Origin of the sequence: Priestia endophytica, from assembly GCF_026790145.1 — a bacterium.
Lineage (GTDB): Bacteria > Bacillota > Bacilli > Bacillales > Bacillaceae_H > Bacillus_I > Bacillus_I endophytica_A.
This window is the reverse complement of the sequence record NZ_JALAMS010000001.1, coordinates 23,348-41,486: the sequence shown is the minus strand read 5'-3', so window position 1 is coordinate 41,486 and position 18,139 is coordinate 23,348. Positions and strand designations below refer to the sequence as shown.

Here is an 18,139-nt window from a genome sequence, read left to right as displayed (position 1 = left end):
ATTTATTAAACGTACCACATTTTTCCCTTTTTCCGCTATCTTAATATTATTAAAAGAAAGTTTCCCCAGTTTAAATGGAGAAACATTTCTTTATTTTTTGATTCCTTCTTCATTACTTTCTAAAATAGCTGCTACTTTGTCCATAATACTATTGTTAAGCTGTTCTAACTTTAACACGCTTTCCTCATTAGTGTTGGAAACAACTCCAAAGTAAAACTTCACTTTTGGCTCTGTACCAGACGGGCGAAGACAAAACCATGAGCCATCTTCTAAGAAATACTTTAAAACGTTTGAGGAAGGAAGAGACATTGTTTCTGTTTCTCCACTTTCTACGTACGCTCTTTTTTGCACTTGATAATCTTCGATTGTTTTAACTCGTAAGCCAGCTACTTCTCCTGGAGGAGTAGCACGGAAAGATGTTAAAAGGTGTTCAATCTGAGCAGATCCTTCTTTTCCTTTTAACGTAAGTGATTTTAAATTTTCTTTATAATAGCCGTATTCTTCATAGATATCTTGCATAACGTGCCAAAGTGTTTTGCCTTGTTGTTTATAAAAGGCACACGCTTCTACAGCTAAGATCAGTGCTTGAATCGCATCTTTATCTCGACAAAAGTCTTTAACTAAATAGCCATAGCTCTCTTCATAACCGAATAAAAATGTGTGGTCATTTGTTTGTTCAAACTGTTTAATTTTCTCGCCGATAAATTTAAATCCAGTAAGGGTATCAATTGCTGTAAGCTTATAATCCTCTGCAATCTTGCGCCCAAGCTCAGAAGTTACAATTGTTTTTAGAACAGCTCCGTTTTCAGGAAGATTTCCGCTCTTTTCAAGCTGTGATAAAAGATATTTTAGTAAAAGTGCTCCTGTTTGATTTCCTGTTAGAAGCGTATATTCTCCATCGTCTTTTCGAACAGCAAGTCCAACTCGGTCTGCATCAGGATCTGTTGCAAGAAGAACGTCTGCTTTTACATCTTTTCCATCTTTAATCGCATATGAAAAAGCCTCGGCTTCTTCAGGATTCGGAGAAAGCACGGTTGTAAAATTAGGATCTGGCATTGCTTGCTTTGCTACAACGTGAACATGTTTATAACCGAGCGTTTCAAGCACTTTTGTTGCTGATTTATAAGCTGTTCCATGTAAAGGTGTAAAAACTACTCTTACGTTGTCTTTAGCTTCCTGTGAAAGTTCTTTTGAAACGCTCACTTCTTGAAGTTTCTTGTTGTATGCTTCATCAAGTGTATCGTCAAGCATAACAAGCAACCCTTCTTCTTTTAGCTCTTCTTTTTCTTTCACTGTAATCTTTAGCTCATTTTCGATACCGTTTACATAAGAGATTAACTCATCAGCACTTTTAGGCGGAAGTTGCCCTCCATCCATTCCATATATTTTGTAACCATTATATTCAGGTGGATTATGACTTGCTGTTATAACAATACCACCAAAAGCATGCAACTCTCGAACAGCAAATGAAAGCTGTGGCGTTGGCTTAAGTTCTGTAAAAAGGTAGGTTTTAATTCCATATGAAGAAAGAGTTTTAGCTGCTTCAAGAGCAAATTGTGGGGACTTATGGCGAGAATCGTACGCAATCACAACTCCGCGGTTTTTCGCTTCTTCTCCCGCGTTTTCAATATACTGAGCAAATCCAGCTGATGCCTTCCTTACGGTATAGAGATTCATACGATTTGTTCCGACTCCAATTTCGCCTCTCATTCCACCTGTACCAAATTCTAGATTTTTATAAAAATGCTCTTCAAGCAATCTCTCATCATGCTTAATACTATCTAAACTTTTTCTCATTTCATTTTCTAATTCAATTTCATTATCCCAACGCAAAAAATGCTGATGCCAGCTCATCTTTCTCCTCCTTAATGATGAATCTTAAATCTCATTTTATAAAATTCTCTTCCATTTATATTACCATGTTTCTTTATAACTTAACGAAAAAAAATCCCATCTCGTTTCACTTTTTAAGATGGGATTTTCTTCTTACTGTGCAAGAGCTGTATCATCTTCTTCATCAACAGGAACAACTGCATCATGAAGATGTTTTTCAAGTTCTTGTCTATATAATTCTTTTTGTTCACGCGTCCAGCCTAGTTTTGAAGCCATAAGATTAATGACTTCAACTTTCCATTCATGCACCCATGAAATATTGAAGAAAAGCGCTCCAGTACGGCGAATGAAAAAGTCAACAGGTTTTACGACCATCTCATGTTCTAGTCCGTACATAACTTGAGCATAAACAGCGGGAGTCACATTTGCGTGTTCACCATTTTTCACATACTCATATACTTTATCAATATTTGAACCATAGCGTTTTGCTAATTTTTCAGCTTGTTTACGATCAAGACCAATCTTTGTTCCTTCTTCAACTTTTTGTTTTACAAAGCTTTCAAATTTCTGAGATCCTCCAAACTCTCCTCCTGAAAGTGAGAGATGTTTAGTTTGACAAGGAAGAAACGAAACATTATATTCCTCTTCGATTTTTTTCGTTACAGAATCTAAAACCATTTCAGCCATTTTACGATAGCCTGTTAGCTTGCCACCTGCAATTGTAATTAAGCCTGATTTGGATTCCCAAATTTCATCTTTACGCGAAATTTCAGAAGCCCCTTTTCCTTGTTCATTAATAAGCGGGCGAAGTCCCGTCCAGCTTGATTCTACATCTTTCTCGGTAATGTTTACAGCCGGAAACATGTAGTTAATTGATTTAATGACATATTCACGGTCTGCTTTTGTCATTCTCGGATGAACAAGATCTCCATCATAAACTGTATCAGTTGTACCAACATAAGTTTTTCCATCACGTGGAATGGCAAATACCATGCGTCCGTCAGGTGTATCAAAATAAATAGCTTGCTGTAATGGGAAACGTTCTGCATCAATAACTAAGTGAATTCCTTTTGTATGAACAAGCGTTTTGCCTTCTTTTGAGCGATCTTCTTCACGAAGTGTATCAACCCAAGGTCCTGCAGCATTAATAATTTTTTTAGCATAAATTTGGTACGCTTTTTTAGTTGTCTGGTCTACAACAACCGCTCCCACAACTTTGTTATCTTCGTAAAGAAAGCTTTCTACTTTGGCATAATTTACAAGAGTAGCTCCTGTTTCAACTGCTTTCTTCGCTACTTCGATAGTCAGGCGAGCGTCATCTGTTTTATATTCAACATAGTAGCCGCCACCTCGTAGGTTCTCCGCTTTCACAAGCGGCTCACGTCTTAATGTTTCTTTTCGTGAGAACATTTGACGTCGCTCGCTTCGTTTAACACCTGCAAGAAAGTCATACATGCGAAGACCGATTGATGTTGTGAAACTTCCAAACGTTCCTCCTTTATGGAAAGGAAGCATCATCCACTCAGGTGTTGTAACATGCGGTGCATTTTCGTATACAATAGCTCTTTCTTTTCCAACTTCCGCTACCATTTTCACTTCAAACTGTTTTAAATAACGCAGTCCACCGTGCACGAGCTTTGTAGAACGACTTGACGTTCCTCCTGCGAAATCCTGCATTTCTACAAGTCCTATTTTCAATCCACGCGTTGCCCCGTCTAAAGCAATTCCACTTCCTGTAATACCGCCACCGATAACTAATACATCAAACTGCTGCTTCTCCATTTCGCTTAAAGTCGCAGCACGATTTTCCCCTGAAAAACTCATGAATAATTCCTCCTTTTAAGAGTAAATAAAAAGAGACCACAAGTCCCTTATGATATTTATATACCCATAAGGTCCTGTGGTCTCTCCTATTCTCCAACCATTTATTAACTTATTTTTAATATATCACACTTTTGTCCTTTTGTGAATCTTTCTGTTTCACACTTCAGAAGATTCTTTCTTTATTTGAACACCATTGCTGCTTCAACAGCTTTTTTCCATCCATCATACAACTTCGTACGCTGATCGTCTTCCATTTTCGATTCAAATGCTTTTTCAACATCCCACTTCTCTGCTATTTCATCACGACTTTCCCAGAACCCAACAGCAAGCCCTGCAAGGTATGCTGCACCAAGAGCTGTTGTTTCATTAATTGTAGGTCTTTCAACAGGAACATCTAAAATATCGCTTTGGAACTGCATGAGAAAATCATTTTTAACAGCTCCTCCATCAACACGCAAACGCTTAATTTCCATGCCTGCATCTTCTTTCATAGCATCAAGGACATCACGTGTTTGATAAGCTAGTGATTCAAGTGTTGCTCGAACAAAATGCTCTTTTTTAGTTCCACGAGTCAATCCAAACATTGCACCACGCACATCGCTATCCCAATACGGTGTTCCTAATCCAACAAAAGCAGGAACCATATAAACTCCATCTGTTGATTCAACACGCTCTGCGTATTTTTGACTGTCTGCAGCATTATTAAACATACGAAGACCATCTCGAAGCCATTGAATAGCCGAACCAGCTACAAAAATACTACCTTCAAGCGCATACTCTACTTTTCCATCAATTCCCCATGCAATCGTTGTTAACAAACCGTGCTCAGACTTAACAGCTTTTTCTCCTGTGTTCATAAGCATGAAACAACCTGTGCCATACGTATTTTTAGCCATCCCTTTTTCAAAGCACGCTTGCCCAAACAGTGCTGACTGCTGGTCACCAGCTGCTCCTGCAATAGGTACTTTCTGACCAAAAAAGTGATAATCAATTGTTTCTGCATATACTTCTGAAGACGGCTTTACTTCTGGAAGCATAGATGCTGGAACACCTAGAATCTCTAGCAATTCTTTATCCCATTTTAGATCATAGATATTAAACATAAGCGTACGTGATGCATTTGAATAGTCTGTAACGTGCGCTTTTCCACCAGATAGCTTCCAAATAAGCCACGTATCAATTGTTCCAAATAACAGCTCACCATTTTCTGCTTTCTTACGTGCTCCATCTACATTATCTAAAATCCATTTTACTTTTGTACCTGCAAAATAAGCATCAATTAAAAGCCCTGTTTTATCACGGAACGTATCGTTATAGCCTTTTTCTTTTAGTTCATTACAAATGCTGCTTGTTTGACGAGATTGCCAAACAATCGCATTATAAACAGGTTGGCCTGTATTTTTATCCCATACAACTGTTGTTTCACGCTGATTTGTAATTCCAATTCCCTCAACTTGATTTGCTTTTACTCCTGATTCTGATAAACATGAGGCAATACAAGATAAAATGGAGCTCCAAATTTCATTTGCATTGTGTTCAACCCAGCCAGGGTTTGGAAAATATTGCGTAAATTCTTTCTGTGATGTATGAACAATTTCGCCTTTTTTGTTAAATAAAATAGCTCTTGAGCTTGTTGTTCCTTGATCTAATGCTAAAATGTATGTGCTCATAGCTTTTGCCCCCTCTAAATTAGTTTAGTTCTCTTTTTATTTCTCCTGCTACGTAATCTTGTTTCTTAGACATACCGTACGCCAATGCTAGTATTACAACAACAATGGCTACTACTCCCCAATATACAGCACTTGTTGTTCCTTCAAATATTATTTTATAAAATACTGCTCCTAAACTTCCACCAAGAATAGGCCCAACAACAGGAATCCATGCATATTTCCAGTTTGAATCTCCTTTTCCTGCGATCGGAAGTAATGCGTGTGCAATACGTGGTCCTAAGTCTCTTGCCGGGTTAATTGCATATCCTGTTGTTCCCCCTAGAGAAAGGCCAATACTTAAAATAAGGAACCCAACGATAAGGGGGTTTAAGCCTTCTGTAAACTTATTTGCTCCTATTGTTAATAATCCTAGAACAAGAATGAATGTTCCAATCATCTCACTTAATAAGTTTGAAAACGGGTGATAGATGGCTGGTCCTGTTGAAAATACGCCAAGCTTTGCTCCTGGGTCATCCGTTGCTTTCCAGTGTGGTAAATAATGAAAGTAAACAATAACTGCTCCTAAAAAGGCTCCAATCATTTGAGCTAAAATATAAAGTGGAACATCTCCCCAAGCAAACTGACCAGCTAATGCCATTCCAATTGTTACAGCTGGATTCAAATGTGCACCGCTTACACTTCCAACTGCGTAAACTCCCATTGTTACTGCTAATCCCCAGCCAAAAGTAATTACAATCCAGTCACTTTTATGAGCGAGTGATTTTTTTAAATTAACCCCTGCGCAAACTCCTCCGCCTAGTATAATTAAAATCATTGTCCCGACTATTTCCGCTGTAAAAGTACCCATGGGAATTCATCCCCTTTGCTCATATTTTTCTAAAAATCTATTAATGGCGATGTGACAAATTGCAAAAAACCACAGTATACCCCTAAGGTTGATTAGGGATGTACTGTGGTTCTTGTCTCCGTCACGTGTATTAACTTTGATACTAGAGTACTAGAAAGTGAAAGCGTTGTCAAACCCTTTTTACTACTTTTTTTTCCAAAGCTCTTCATTAGACGTTGTAACAGCTGCAGCTCCTGCTTCCAATGCTTTTTTAATTTCATGCTCTGCTCGAATAAGTCCTCCTGCAAGGACAGGGGTATTCGTTTTTTCCTTTACTTCCTCAATGAGATGTGGAACAACTCCAGGAAGGAGCTCTATGTAGTCTGGTTTTCCTTTATTAATAACAGCGAAGCTTTTTTCAAGTGCTTGACTGTCTAAAAGAAAAACGCGCTGAATGGCATATACCCCTTTTTGTTTGGCTTTTAGAATTACATTTAAACGCGTTGAAATAATACCAGCAGGCTTAATTTCCTGACATAAAAAATCCACAGCATGTTCATCGTGTTTTAGACCACTAATTAAATCAACATGGAAAATTAGCTTTTTATCGTGCTCTTGAGCCGCACGTGCTATTCCCTTTAAATGACCTAAATAACATTCCAATAAAACTCCATATTGATATGGAGAACGTAAAAAACGTTCAAGCTGCTTCATATCACGAATAGCTGGGATGATTTGTTGATCTTCAAAGCTCACAATTTTTCCTCCATTATAATTTATTTCATATTAAAAAAGCATCCTTAGGGAAAAAGGAAGTAAGGATGCCCTTTTAACATTACTTCTTATAGTGAACAGTGTAAATATCACGACGACGATCTTTTAACTGTCGAACTGTTCCTGACTGGCGTTGGCGACGTAGAATTTCTAAATCAACATCTCCAATAACGACCATTTCAATATTAGGATTGCACTCACCTACAATGCCATCGCGTGCAAATTCAAAATCAGAAGGAGCAAAAATAGCGGACTGAGCATATTGAATGTCCATATTCTCCACTTGTGGTAAGTTTCCAACTGTTCCTGCAATAACAGTATAAATCTGGTTTTCCACCGCTCTTGATTGAGCACAATAGCGCACACGTAAATAGCCTTGGCGATCCTCTGTACAGAACGGAGTAAAAATAATTTTGGCTCCTTTTTCTGTCGCAATACGTGCAAGCTCAGGAAATTCAATGTCATAGCAAATTTGAATAGCAATTGGCCCACAGTCTGTATCAAATACTTCCACTTCTTCTCCAGCCGAAATTCCCCACCATTTCCGCTCATTTGGTGTAATGTGAAGCTTATATTGCTTTTCAATTGTTCCATCTCTTCTGAAAAGATACGCAATGTTATAAATGTGTTCATCTTCTTCTACAAAATGTGAGCCACCAATGATGTTAACATTGTACTTTACAGCAAGATCTGTAAAAAGCTCAATGTATTCTTCAGTATATTCTGTTACACGTTGAACAGCTTTTCTAGGAATATGCTCATTTAAAAATGACATAAGCTGTGTTGTAAAGATTTCAGGGAATACGCAGAAATCAGCTCCAGCATCATATGCAACATCAATATAATATTCAGCTTGCTGTGCAAAATCTTCAAATGAGTTAATTTGTTTCATTGCATACTGTACTACACAAATCCTTACTGGAAAAGATGTTTTGTAGTGACGCTTTGATTTTGCTACATAATCAATATTGTTCCACTCCATAAGCGTTGCATACTGATTTGAAGCTGCATCATCAGGCAAATAGTTTGGATTAATTCGCATAACGGTAAATCCATTCATAAGCTGGAATGAAAGAACAGGATCATAAATTTTATGTTCTTTCACTTCTTCTACATATTCACGCGGCGTAAATTCATCTGCATATTTATGATAATTAGGAATTCTTCCTCCAATAATAATGCTTTTTAAATTGTGAGCTCGCGCTAAATCCCTACGCGCTTCATAAAGACGACGACCAATTTTCATTCCTCGAAATTGAGGGTGAACCATAACTTCAATTCCATACAAGTTATAGCCATCACTATTGTGATTTGTAATATAACCTTCGTCTGTTATATCATCCCACGTGTGTTTATCATCATACTCATCAAAGTTTATAATTAAGCTTGAACAAGACCCAATAATTTCTCCATCAAACTCGACACAGATCTGGCCTTCTGGGAAAATATCCAGATGACTTTGAAGCTGATCTTTTTTCCACGGGTCCATTCCAGGAAAGCAAAGCTCTTGAAGCTCAATAATTTTTTCAATGTCTTTATGTTCAATATTACGCATAATAACTTTCTTCTCAAATTTGGATAAATCGATTTCTGACATGCATCTGTAGCTCCTTTTTCAACATTCTTTATATTGTTCCCTTTTTTGTAAAAGTAAAACTTTCTAAGCTGAATCACTACAAATCTGTACTTTTATTATAATCGGAAAAGCAAAAGGGGGGAACTAGAAAAAGACAGCGGGAAAACCCGCTGCCATTTAGTTCACAATGAAACGATATTCATAATGCCCTTGTATAATCTGATAACGTTCTTTCGAGAAATAATCCATTTCAAACGGAAATAAAAACCCATATTTCTCTAAAATAGAAATATTGTGATGAAAAAGCTTTCGATCCTGGTTTGTAATTTCTCTCGTTTGGACAGTTTCAATAAGATTAGTAATCGTTTGCATGCTGCTAATAACCTTTAAAGCTTCATGTAAAAAGCCATTATATGCTTTTTGCTTTGCATAGCTTATCGAAAGAAACTGAACATTTTTGTATGTTTGGATCTCTTCCTGAGAAAAGTAGCAGGGTAAAATATTGTAGACTAAGTGCTCGCTCATTTCTTCTATGTATGTCTCCATCTCTGGTGTTGCGGCATTTAAAACTTTCACGTTACCTCCACCTCTTTTTATCCTTTTTCTTCTGCTTACAATACTAACATATTTTCCAGTTAAAAAGGTGAGGTAGTTATTTCTAAAACATGCCGTAAAACCTAGATAAATAACATATTATTTCCTTTTTTTGTTTTTTTAGACCTATTTCACGCATACGAAATAGCGATTTTAATTTCAATGAATTAACTATTATGGAAATAATAAAAACACAATAAAAAAGGTTCCCTTCTAAAGAAGGGAACCTTTTTTATTAGAAATCGAAATTATCTGGGTCCGGACCAACTCGCTCATTTTTATTCAGAGCATTAATTTCGTTCATTTCTTCTTTTGTTAATTGGAAATCAAAAATATCAGCATTTTGAATAATACGATGTTCCTTTGTTGATTTTGGAATTGTTACAACTTCATTTTGTAAATCCCAACGTAAAATTACTTGTGCTGCTGATTTGTTATACTTGTCAGCAATACGAGTGATTGTTTTATCTTGCAAAAGCTCTCCTTGCTTAAGCGGAGACCATGCTTCAAGCTGAATACCTTTATCTTTACAAAAAGCATGAAGTTCTTTTTGAGTAAGGTGTGGATGATACTCTACTTGGTTTACCATTGGTACAATTTCAGCATCTGTTAGTAAATCTTCTAAATGATGAATTTGGAAGTTACTAACTCCAATAGCACGAATGCGTCCATCTTTATATAATTTTTCAAGTGCTTTCCACGTTTCTTTATATTTTCCTTCAACAGGCCAGTGAATTAAATATAAATCAAGGTATTCAAGACCAAGTTTTTCAAGCGTTGTGTCAAATGCTTTTAATGTTGATTCATACCCTTGATCACTATTCCAAACTTTAGAGGTTACAAAGAGGCGTTCACGGTCAACTCCAGAGTCAGCGATACCTTTTCCAACCCCTTCTTCATTTCCATATACAGCAGCAGTATCAATGCTAATGTAACCTGCTTTAATTGCTGATTTCACAGATTCAATTACTTCTGATCCGTCCTCAACTTTGAATACACCTAGCCCAAACCAAGGCATTTCAATTCCATTATGTAAAGTTGTTGTAGATTGTAAAGAGTTTGTCACCTTACTTCCTCCTTTTTCTTTTTTATAAACATGTTCATTTTCTCATAGTTCACTTTTAACATAAAATATTTTGCCTATCTTAGTCGTTCCTATACAATAAAAGAATAATAAAGGAACGTTTTACTGCTGTTCTTCGCTTAGAATCAAATCTGTACCATATGAGTTATCAATAGCACAAAGCCATCTTCCTTCTGCATTTTTTCGAAATACATATGTTGCTCTTCTCTCCATTGGATATTTGGAATCTTCTTTATTGGCATCAAGAAACGTTTGCGAAAGAACAAGAGCTGTATCTCCTGCTTCTAAGATCACCATCTCTCCTTGGGTTGGAACAATGCTATTATTAAAATATTTCGCAATTGCGATAAAAGCTTTTTTGATTTCCTCTTTTCCTTTTGCAATCATTCCTTGTTTTACAACTAGGACTGCGTCATCTGTATAATAGTTCATTAACGTATCAAAATCCTCATTTTGAATAGCTGTATCACATTCACGAATTACTTTTTTCAACTCATGTTCTTCCATATTTCATCCTCCTTTTTTATGCTTTGTACTTTATTCTAGAAAACCCAATAGAATCCTATTTTTAAGCTAAAAAAAGGAAGGAGAAACTTCTCCTTCCTTTTCCTTAATGATCTGGTTCGATATGAACGTGAATCATCGAAATTTGATGTTTAGTTTCGAGCTCTTCTTCAATCTCATCTGCAATCTCATGACTGCGTACAACGCTAAGCTCCGGGTTAACGGTTACTGTAACATCAAGCACAACATCATTACCATGCATGCGCGCTCTTAAATCTTTAACATCGTTTACTCCTGTAATAGCCTTGACGGCTTCCTTATATTCACCCATTTTGTCTTCATCAAATCCATCTGTTAATAAAAGCGACGTTTCTTTAAAAATCTCAAAAGCCGTTTTACAAATAATAAGCCCAACAACTAGAGCTGCAAGTGGATCTAACCATGAAAGACCAAAATATGCTCCAATGATTCCTACAACAGCCCCAACGCTTACGAGAGCATCTGAAAGATTGTCTTTTGCAACAGCTTTTAATGCTCCACTTTGCAATTTATCAGCAAGGCGCTTGTTGTAAAGAAAAACACAGAACATTACAATGGCTGCTCCTGCTCCCACTAAAGCAGCTAAAAGACTTGGAGTTGTTGTTTCCTGATGCCAAAGAGACTGAACCGCTTCATATAAAACTTGGAATCCAATAACCATCATAATAAACGAGGCAAGTAAAGAAGAAATGTTTTCAGCTCTTGAATGTCCGTACGGGTGGTTTTTATCTCGAGGTTTCTTTGAAATTTTCAAACCGATTAAAACAGCTACTGAGGCGATAATATCCGTAAAGTTATTTAATCCATCTGCACTTAAAGCTTCTGAGTTCGCTATGTTCCCAATAAACAGTTTAAGCGTTGAAAGGATAAGATAAGTATAAATACTAACCCATGCGCCACGCTCCGCGCTCACTATATCCACGCTCCTTCATCTAACTGCGCTACTGAATATTTAGTCTTCCTTACATTATTTCCTTTTAACCAACTTTATAACGTATGTAGAAAAGACATTATTTGCAGCAAAATTAGTTTACCAAACCGCGTCATAGTGGGTCTACAGAAACATAATTGCCTCTATGAACTACTATAGCTTAAAGAAAAAAATTTGAACAAAACTAAACTGTTTTTCCCTTAGGCAAATTATTTCTTATTTACTAGTTTTCTGTTGATAGGCTAATAGTCAGCACTCTAAAGTGAGAAAATGTATATTTATGTAAAAATATACCTACTAAAAAATATTCGAATACGAATATTTTATTTTACAGTGAGAATATACCTAGTTTTTTTACGTTTTACATTATTTTAAACTATATATAACATACAATTTATGTTAATATCTAAAGTATAACCATTAACACTTTAATATTTATTAATTACTAAAATGATATCTATATGTAATACAAAAGGTAATAAAAGGCGCTGTTAAGCCATTTATGCATTTTCTTCTATTTTAACTCTTTGTTATTTATTTAGATTTTAATGTGTTTTATTGTCTTTCTATTCGTATACAACTATATGATTGAAATATGCACTAAGAGGATTAACAGTAAATATTAATCTGAATTTTCAAAACACCTTATCGATTGCTTAATAGAAAAATGTATATAATACCCTTTTATTCAAATATTAAAAAACAAATATTGGATAAGTCTCGATCTATTTATAATAGTAACTAAAATTTATTGAAAATACTTAAAATACAACTAAAAAACATTTGTAGGTACAATATCTTATTTTAGAAAGTGTGAGATTATATGAGAACTGTTGGAGAACGAATAAAGCTACAGCGTAAAAGCCTCGGCTTCACCCAAGGTGACCTTTCTGGTCCAAACTTAAGTCATTCAATGATTAGCTTGATTGAACGTAATCATACAAAACCCTCTTTAAAAACACTTGAGCATATCGCTTCAAAACTCGGCGTTTCCGTAAGCTATCTTTTAGGTGAAGCAGAAGGCAATGATTCAGTGGAAGTTGAGACAAACAACAAAGAACGCGTAATAAGTATGTGCATTGCGCTAATCAATTCTAAAAAATATGAAAATGCTTATAAAGCTCTAGAGCCACTAGCACATGACGAAAATAATTTTACAATCCGCGGAAAAGCACTTAAACTGTTGTCTGAAATCTCAATGAATAAAGGAGAATATGAAGAAGCTATTCGTTATCTTAATGACTGTCTTGTTTATATTACTCCATTTGATTTAAATTATCATATCGAAGTATACTCTTCTCTTGCAACATGTTATCGACAGTTAGAAAACTACTCAAGCTGTATTGATCATGCCTTATATGCGTCTATTTTATTGAGAACACACTATCATGAATTTGATAAAATCGTGCATTTAAAAGTTCTCTATAATTTAGCATATGGATACTGTAAGACAAATCAATTTATGCGAGGAATTGTTCATATTAAAGAAGCTCTCTCTCTTATGGAGACAAGCTCTGTTTTTTATCAAGAAGATCGTTTCTATATGTTAAAGGGATTAGCAGAACTTCACCTTAGACAACCTAAAGAAGGAATTCAATCGACACTTTATGCTCTAAGCCGTATTGATAGATCCTCTCCAGATTCCAACTATAGTGATTGTCTTTTACATCTTGGTATCCTTTACCGCCAAGTTGGAGAGCTTTCTAAATCTCAAGACTATTTGAAGAAGAGCTTAACTATTGCCAAGACGCATCATCAGGAACATCACGTTGTTAATACTTATTATGAGTTAGCAGCAACAGCATATGAACAGCAAAACCTAGAAGAAGCAGAAGAATATTGCCAGCAAGGTATTCTTTACTCTCATTCTTTTAAAGAATCAAAAGCTAAACTTTTGGTAATGATGGCACGTATTAAATTCAAGCAAAATTCTCTTGGTGAATCACTTATTTATATTAATGACTGTGAGAAATTTTGTAAGGAATTCAATATTTCCTATATTCTATCACATTGCTATGCAATTAAAGCACAAATTCTCGAAGAACAACAAAACTATGCTGAAGCAAATGATATGCTAAAAAAATCTAATAATTTATTATCGTCTATGTACAGCTCTTCATAAAAGCTTTCCTTTTTAAGTTCTAGAACTTAAAAAGGAGGGCTTTTTTCATTTTTTACATAGTTCTTTAGCAAAGAGCAAACGCTAAATAAAAAAGGAGGAAGTATAATGAGCAAACAAAAAAAGCCTGAAATGATCGCATTCAAAAAAGAAGTTATGAAAAAAGCGGGATATCGTACTGACGGAGAAGACGTAAAGTATGAAATAGCACAGGAATTGAATATCCCTTTAAACAAAGGAAGAAATCGAGAATTAACATCTGAAAATGCTGGGAAAATCGGCGGAAAAATTGGAAGCAAGATGGTAAAAGAACTAATTCAGCAAGCAAAGCTCCAGTTGAATAAGCCAAAATAAATCGAACGTCTCTCTCCCCTTTGTCTCTTCTCAATCGATTGTACTAATATTATTTATCTGTTATCATCCAATTGTTAGGTTACTTTTACTATGTTTTCCATTATGATGAAAACATAACATAGTTTTATACTACAAGGGGGAGAGCACGACGTTGAAGAAAAAAATATATTTTATCGCTTTTTTATGCTTATGTATAACAGCACTTGTCTCCTGTTCAAATCAACCAACTGCTGAAGAACGGGTCAAAGAATTTGTTACTTCATGGAACAAGCAAGATTTTACGAAAATGTACACTTACCTTGATGAAAAATCTAAGAATTCTATTACAGAAAAAGACTTTGTATCAAAATATGAAAATATTTATAGCGGAATTGAAACAAAGAACTTAAAAGTAAGTGTTAAAGAAGAAAAAGATAACCGTTTCAAAGTAACAATGAAGATGGATACAATGGCTGGCAAACTTCAATGGAATGAAACGATTAAAGCTGTTGAAGAGGAACAATCAAAAGATAAAAGTTGGTATGTAAACTGGGCACCTTCTCTTATTGTTCCTGATTTGAAGGATAAAGAAAAAGTACGTGTTTCTACTATCAAAGCGGAGCGTGGAAGTATTACAGATCGAAATGGAACACCGCTTGCTTTCAATGGGACAGCTACGCAAATTGGTGTTATTCCAGGTGAACTTGGAAACACAAGTGGTGCAAAAGAAAAACTTGCAGCTATTTTAAATATGAGTATAGAAGAGATTGATAAAAAACTTAATCAGTCTTGGGTAAAAGAAAACTTGTTTGTGCCATTAAAGACCGTAAGCTCAACAGATGAAGAAATTATTACTAAAGCAAAAGAACTCCAAGGTGTCGGAACACAAGATGTACCTTCACGAGTTTACCAATGCGGAGAATCTTGTGCACATCTTATTGGGTATGTTGGAGACATCACAGCTGAAATGCTAGAAAAGAAAAAGGATGAAGGATATACAGCAAGTTCTGTCATTGGTAAGACAGGTCTGGAATCTCTCTATGAATCAAAGCTTCGCGCCAAGGACGGAGCAGTCATTTATATTGCAGGTCAAGATGGAAATAAACGAAAAGAACTCTTGAAAAAGAATGCAGAAAATGGACAAGACATACAGCTAACGATTGACTCAAACGTGCAAGAATCTATTTATAATCAGTTAAAAGATGGAGAAGGCGTTGGGGTAGCTCTTCAACCTAAAACAGGAGAAATTTTAGCTCTTGTTAGCGCTCCTTCTTATAATCCAGCTGATTTTGTACTAGGGATAAGCGCAGACGAGTATAAAGCCCTTTCTAACAATGAGCATAAACCACTTCTAAACCGTTTTAAAGCTACTTTCTCCCCTGGGTCTACATTTAAACTTCTAACAGCAGGCATGCTTTTAGAAAACGATGTATGGTCTCCAGATCAAAAACTTGCAATAAGTGGGCCATGGCAAAAAGATAAAAGCTGGGGAAGCTTTCATGTAAATCGTGTTGGAAGCTCACCAAACGTTAACCTTTATGATGCCCTTGTTACATCAGATAATATTTACTTTGCACAAGGAGCTGTAAAGTTAGGCGCTGAAAAGTTCCTCGAAGGAGCGAAAAATTACGGTTTTGGAGAGAAACTTCCGCTGAAAGGATACGATGTGGCTAAATCAACTATTTCGAAAGACGGTAAAATGGAATCTGATCTTTTATTAGCTAATACAGCATATGGACAAGGTGAAGTACAAGTGAATCCAATCCATTTAGCTTCAATCTATACGTCTATTGTAAACAATGGGAATATGATAACTCCTGTTTTATTAAAAAGTGAAAAAAGCAGTCAAGTTTGGAAAGAACACGTAATGTCTGAAAAAACAACTGAAGAAGTACGAAAAGGATTAATCGGAGTTATTGAAGATACTCACGGAACAGCTCGTGCCGCAAAAATTCCTGGAGTAACGCTTGCAGGTAAAACAGGAACAGCAGAACTTAAAAAGTCTCAAGGCGAACAAGGAGCTGAAAACGGTTGGTTTGTGATGACAGATGTTGACAACCCTTCTCTTCTTGTAACAATGATGGTAAGCAATACGGACGGAGGAAGCCACTCTGTCGTACCGAAAGTAAAAAAGGTATTTGAAGATTATTACGCATCTAACCCTCTACAATAATAAATAAGGACCGATCATTATTGATCGGTCCTTATTTTGCTGCTCTTAGTGGCATGACATTGTTAAACTTTTGAAGGTTGCTTTCAATAAAAGAAGTACACTGTTTTACAATTGTATCTTGATCAAAGTCCATTGAAGCAACATGGTAAGAGTTAGGGAGCATCACTTGTTTCTTATCTTGGGAAGATACATGGTTCAACAAATACGTACTATTTGAAGCAGGCACAACATGATCTTCAGGTGATGTTAAGCATAATAGCGGTGCTTCAATAGCTGATAATTTAAATGAAACAACTTTCATAAATGAGAGAAGCTCCCTGATAGCCTTCATCGGTGCATGCGTATACGTAATCTCTACCGCTTCTTCATTATGAATATCTGGTCTTCCTTCTTCAACAAAACGATCATTTACGGTTTGATCTAAATGCTCCATTTCAGGAATTGAATTTATAGCAGGATTAATAAGCATAATACCGTCGATATCTTTATGTGTTAATGCTAAGTTCGCTGTTAATGTTCCACCCATTGACTGACCAAGCATAAATACTTTGCTACATTGAGCTTTCAATTTTTTATAGCCTTCTTCAATGCTTGCTACCCAATCCTTATACGTACATTTTTCAAGGTCATAATGATGAGTACCGTGACCTTTTAATCTTGCAGCATATACCGTGTAGCCTTGTTCTGCTAAACGATGTGCAACATATTCCATACTTTGTGGAGTTCCCATAAATCCATGTGAAATTAAAATACCAACTTCATTTCCTTTTATAAAAAATGACTCAGCGCCGTCCATTACTTTGTACTGTTCTTTCATCATGTTTTGCCTCCCTTTTTCAATGTTTAGCTTTGATTCCGACTCTTTATTTTCTTGTCTTCATTTTAATTCATACAATTCCGACCTGTCAACTAAAAATTAACTTCTATCCTATAAATATAAAAATGCGTCTCTATTTAAAGAGACGCACCTTTTAATACATCATATTTTTTAAAGATTTTTTCCGTGATTTTTTTCGCTTGTGCACTCTCATCACTCTTACCGCTACCTTCGATATTTGTAACAAATACATATGGATGTCCTTTTACAGTCACAAACCCTATGTACCATCCACTCTTGTGCTCTCCTTTTGAACCTTTTACACTATGAAGAGTATATGTTCCTGTTTCTTTTTCAATCATTATTCTCTTCACTTTTTTCATGGAAGATGAAGAAAAAGGTAAATCTTCATGATACAGAGACTCTAAAAAATTAGCTTGTTCAAGCGGAGATATCTGTAAACTATTATCTTCCCAGAACAAGTGATTTTGCTCTGTTTTTTCATTTCCATAATTTAAGCGTTGAAGCCATTTATTTATGTTATCTACCCCAATATCTTGGACAATCTCTTTTTCATACCAAGGAGCTGAGCTACGTAATGATGAAGCAAGGGTAAGATCTTTGTTCCATTCGTCCACACCTTGATCACTTCCATCCCATCTTTTTACTTCATATTCATCTTTAACTGTTTTCGTTTCGAGAGCAATTAAAGAACTAGGAATTTGAAAAGTTCCAATAGGTGCTTGACGACTCGAAGCTCTTTTTTTATTATATATTAATGTCTTATTATTCTCTAAGTCTCGTAAGATGAATGTGCCTTTCTTTCCATTAAACTCATCTTGCACGTCCATTTTTTCAACGCTTAGTTCTTTTGGAAAACCCGATTGTGCTTTTGTATGTTCTACAAGGTAAATGACCACAAAAGCAATTAGTAAAACAATAACAAGGCTAACAGTCCTTTTCATTGTTTTCCCTCCTTGCTAACATTGTCTAATGTTATCATAGCGAGTAAGCAATGATGTGACAATGAAAGAAAACTGAA

The 18,139-nt window shown here is 35.8% G+C and carries 15 protein-coding genes; 3 read left to right on the top strand and 12 right to left on the bottom strand.

The window, feature by feature from the left end; translation table 11 throughout:
* Positions 1-90: 90 nt before the first annotated feature.
* From MOC86_RS00260 to MOC86_RS00215, 10 genes are all read right to left on the bottom strand, one after another.
* Positions 91-1,854, bottom strand: a complete 1,764-nt coding sequence (locus tag MOC86_RS00260; protein WP_268582254.1) for a phospho-sugar mutase — start codon at positions 1,852-1,854, stop codon at positions 91-93.
* 132 nt (positions 1,855-1,986) lie between these two features.
* Positions 1,987-3,657, bottom strand: coding sequence for a glycerol-3-phosphate dehydrogenase/oxidase (locus tag MOC86_RS00255; RefSeq protein WP_268582253.1), 1,671 nt, complete (start codon positions 3,655-3,657; stop codon positions 1,987-1,989).
* Positions 3,658-3,836: 179 nt separating this feature from the next.
* Complete coding sequence (gene glpK / locus MOC86_RS00250) at positions 3,837-5,327, bottom strand: glycerol kinase GlpK (RefSeq protein ID WP_243514796.1); 1,491 nt, start codon at positions 5,325-5,327, stop codon at positions 3,837-3,839.
* 19 nt (positions 5,328-5,346) lie between these two features.
* Entirely contained in the window at positions 5,347-6,174 is an 828-nt protein-coding gene (locus MOC86_RS00245; protein WP_243514798.1) for an MIP/aquaporin family protein, read from the bottom strand.
* A gap of 183 nt (positions 6,175-6,357) precedes the next feature.
* The gene (locus MOC86_RS00240) at positions 6,358-6,909 is read right to left on the bottom strand and encodes a glycerol-3-phosphate responsive antiterminator (protein ID WP_326847693.1); all 552 of its coding nucleotides are present in this window, start codon (positions 6,907-6,909) and stop codon (positions 6,358-6,360) included.
* Positions 6,910-6,988: 79 nt separating this feature from the next.
* Positions 6,989-8,524 carry a bifunctional GNAT family N-acetyltransferase/carbon-nitrogen hydrolase family protein gene (locus MOC86_RS00235; protein WP_120045847.1) on the bottom strand — a complete coding sequence of 512 codons (1,536 nt, stop codon included), beginning with the start codon at positions 8,522-8,524 and terminating at the stop codon, positions 6,989-6,991.
* 156 nt (positions 8,525-8,680) lie between these two features.
* Complete coding sequence (locus tag MOC86_RS00230) at positions 8,681-9,079, bottom strand: YhcU family protein (RefSeq protein WP_268582252.1); 399 nt, start codon at positions 9,077-9,079, stop codon at positions 8,681-8,683.
* A gap of 253 nt (positions 9,080-9,332) precedes the next feature.
* Positions 9,333-10,115 (bottom strand): aldo/keto reductase, encoded by a 783-nt coding sequence (locus MOC86_RS00225; RefSeq protein ID WP_326847704.1) that lies wholly within the window; start codon positions 10,113-10,115, stop codon positions 9,333-9,335.
* Positions 10,116-10,283: 168 nt separating this feature from the next.
* Positions 10,284-10,688, bottom strand: a complete 405-nt coding sequence (locus tag MOC86_RS00220) for a YybH family protein (protein WP_268582250.1) — start codon at positions 10,686-10,688, stop codon at positions 10,284-10,286.
* A 103-nt stretch (positions 10,689-10,791) separates the two neighbouring features.
* The gene (locus tag MOC86_RS00215) at positions 10,792-11,646 is read right to left on the bottom strand and encodes a cation diffusion facilitator family transporter (protein WP_419146593.1); all 855 of its coding nucleotides are present in this window, start codon (positions 11,644-11,646) and stop codon (positions 10,792-10,794) included.
* Between the two features lie 832 nt (positions 11,647-12,478).
* On the opposite strand from MOC86_RS00215, the gene MOC86_RS00210 reads away from it, so the two are divergent.
* The 3 genes from MOC86_RS00210 (at position 12,479) to MOC86_RS00200 (ending at position 16,280) form a co-directional block, all read left to right on the top strand.
* On the top strand, positions 12,479-13,777 hold the full coding sequence (locus MOC86_RS00210; RefSeq protein WP_268582248.1) for a helix-turn-helix domain-containing protein: 1,299 nt from the start codon (positions 12,479-12,481) through the stop codon (positions 13,775-13,777).
* Positions 13,778-13,882: 105 nt separating this feature from the next.
* The gene (locus MOC86_RS00205; protein ID WP_268582247.1) at positions 13,883-14,128 is read left to right on the top strand and encodes an alpha/beta-type small acid-soluble spore protein; all 246 of its coding nucleotides are present in this window, start codon (positions 13,883-13,885) and stop codon (positions 14,126-14,128) included.
* 151 nt (positions 14,129-14,279) lie between these two features.
* The gene (locus MOC86_RS00200; RefSeq protein WP_268582246.1) at positions 14,280-16,280 is read left to right on the top strand and encodes a penicillin-binding transpeptidase domain-containing protein; all 2,001 of its coding nucleotides are present in this window, start codon (positions 14,280-14,282) and stop codon (positions 16,278-16,280) included.
* A 31-nt stretch (positions 16,281-16,311) separates the two neighbouring features.
* On the opposite strand, the gene MOC86_RS00195 is transcribed toward MOC86_RS00200, so the two are convergent.
* Positions 16,312-17,097: an alpha/beta hydrolase gene (locus tag MOC86_RS00195; RefSeq protein WP_268582837.1), complete on the bottom strand. Its 786-nt coding sequence runs from the start codon at positions 17,095-17,097 to the stop codon at positions 16,312-16,314.
* A gap of 137 nt (positions 17,098-17,234) precedes the next feature.
* Entirely contained in the window at positions 17,235-18,062 is an 828-nt protein-coding gene (locus tag MOC86_RS00190; protein ID WP_268582245.1) for a penicillin-binding transpeptidase domain-containing protein, read from the bottom strand.
* Between the last annotated feature and the right edge of the window lie 77 nt (positions 18,063-18,139).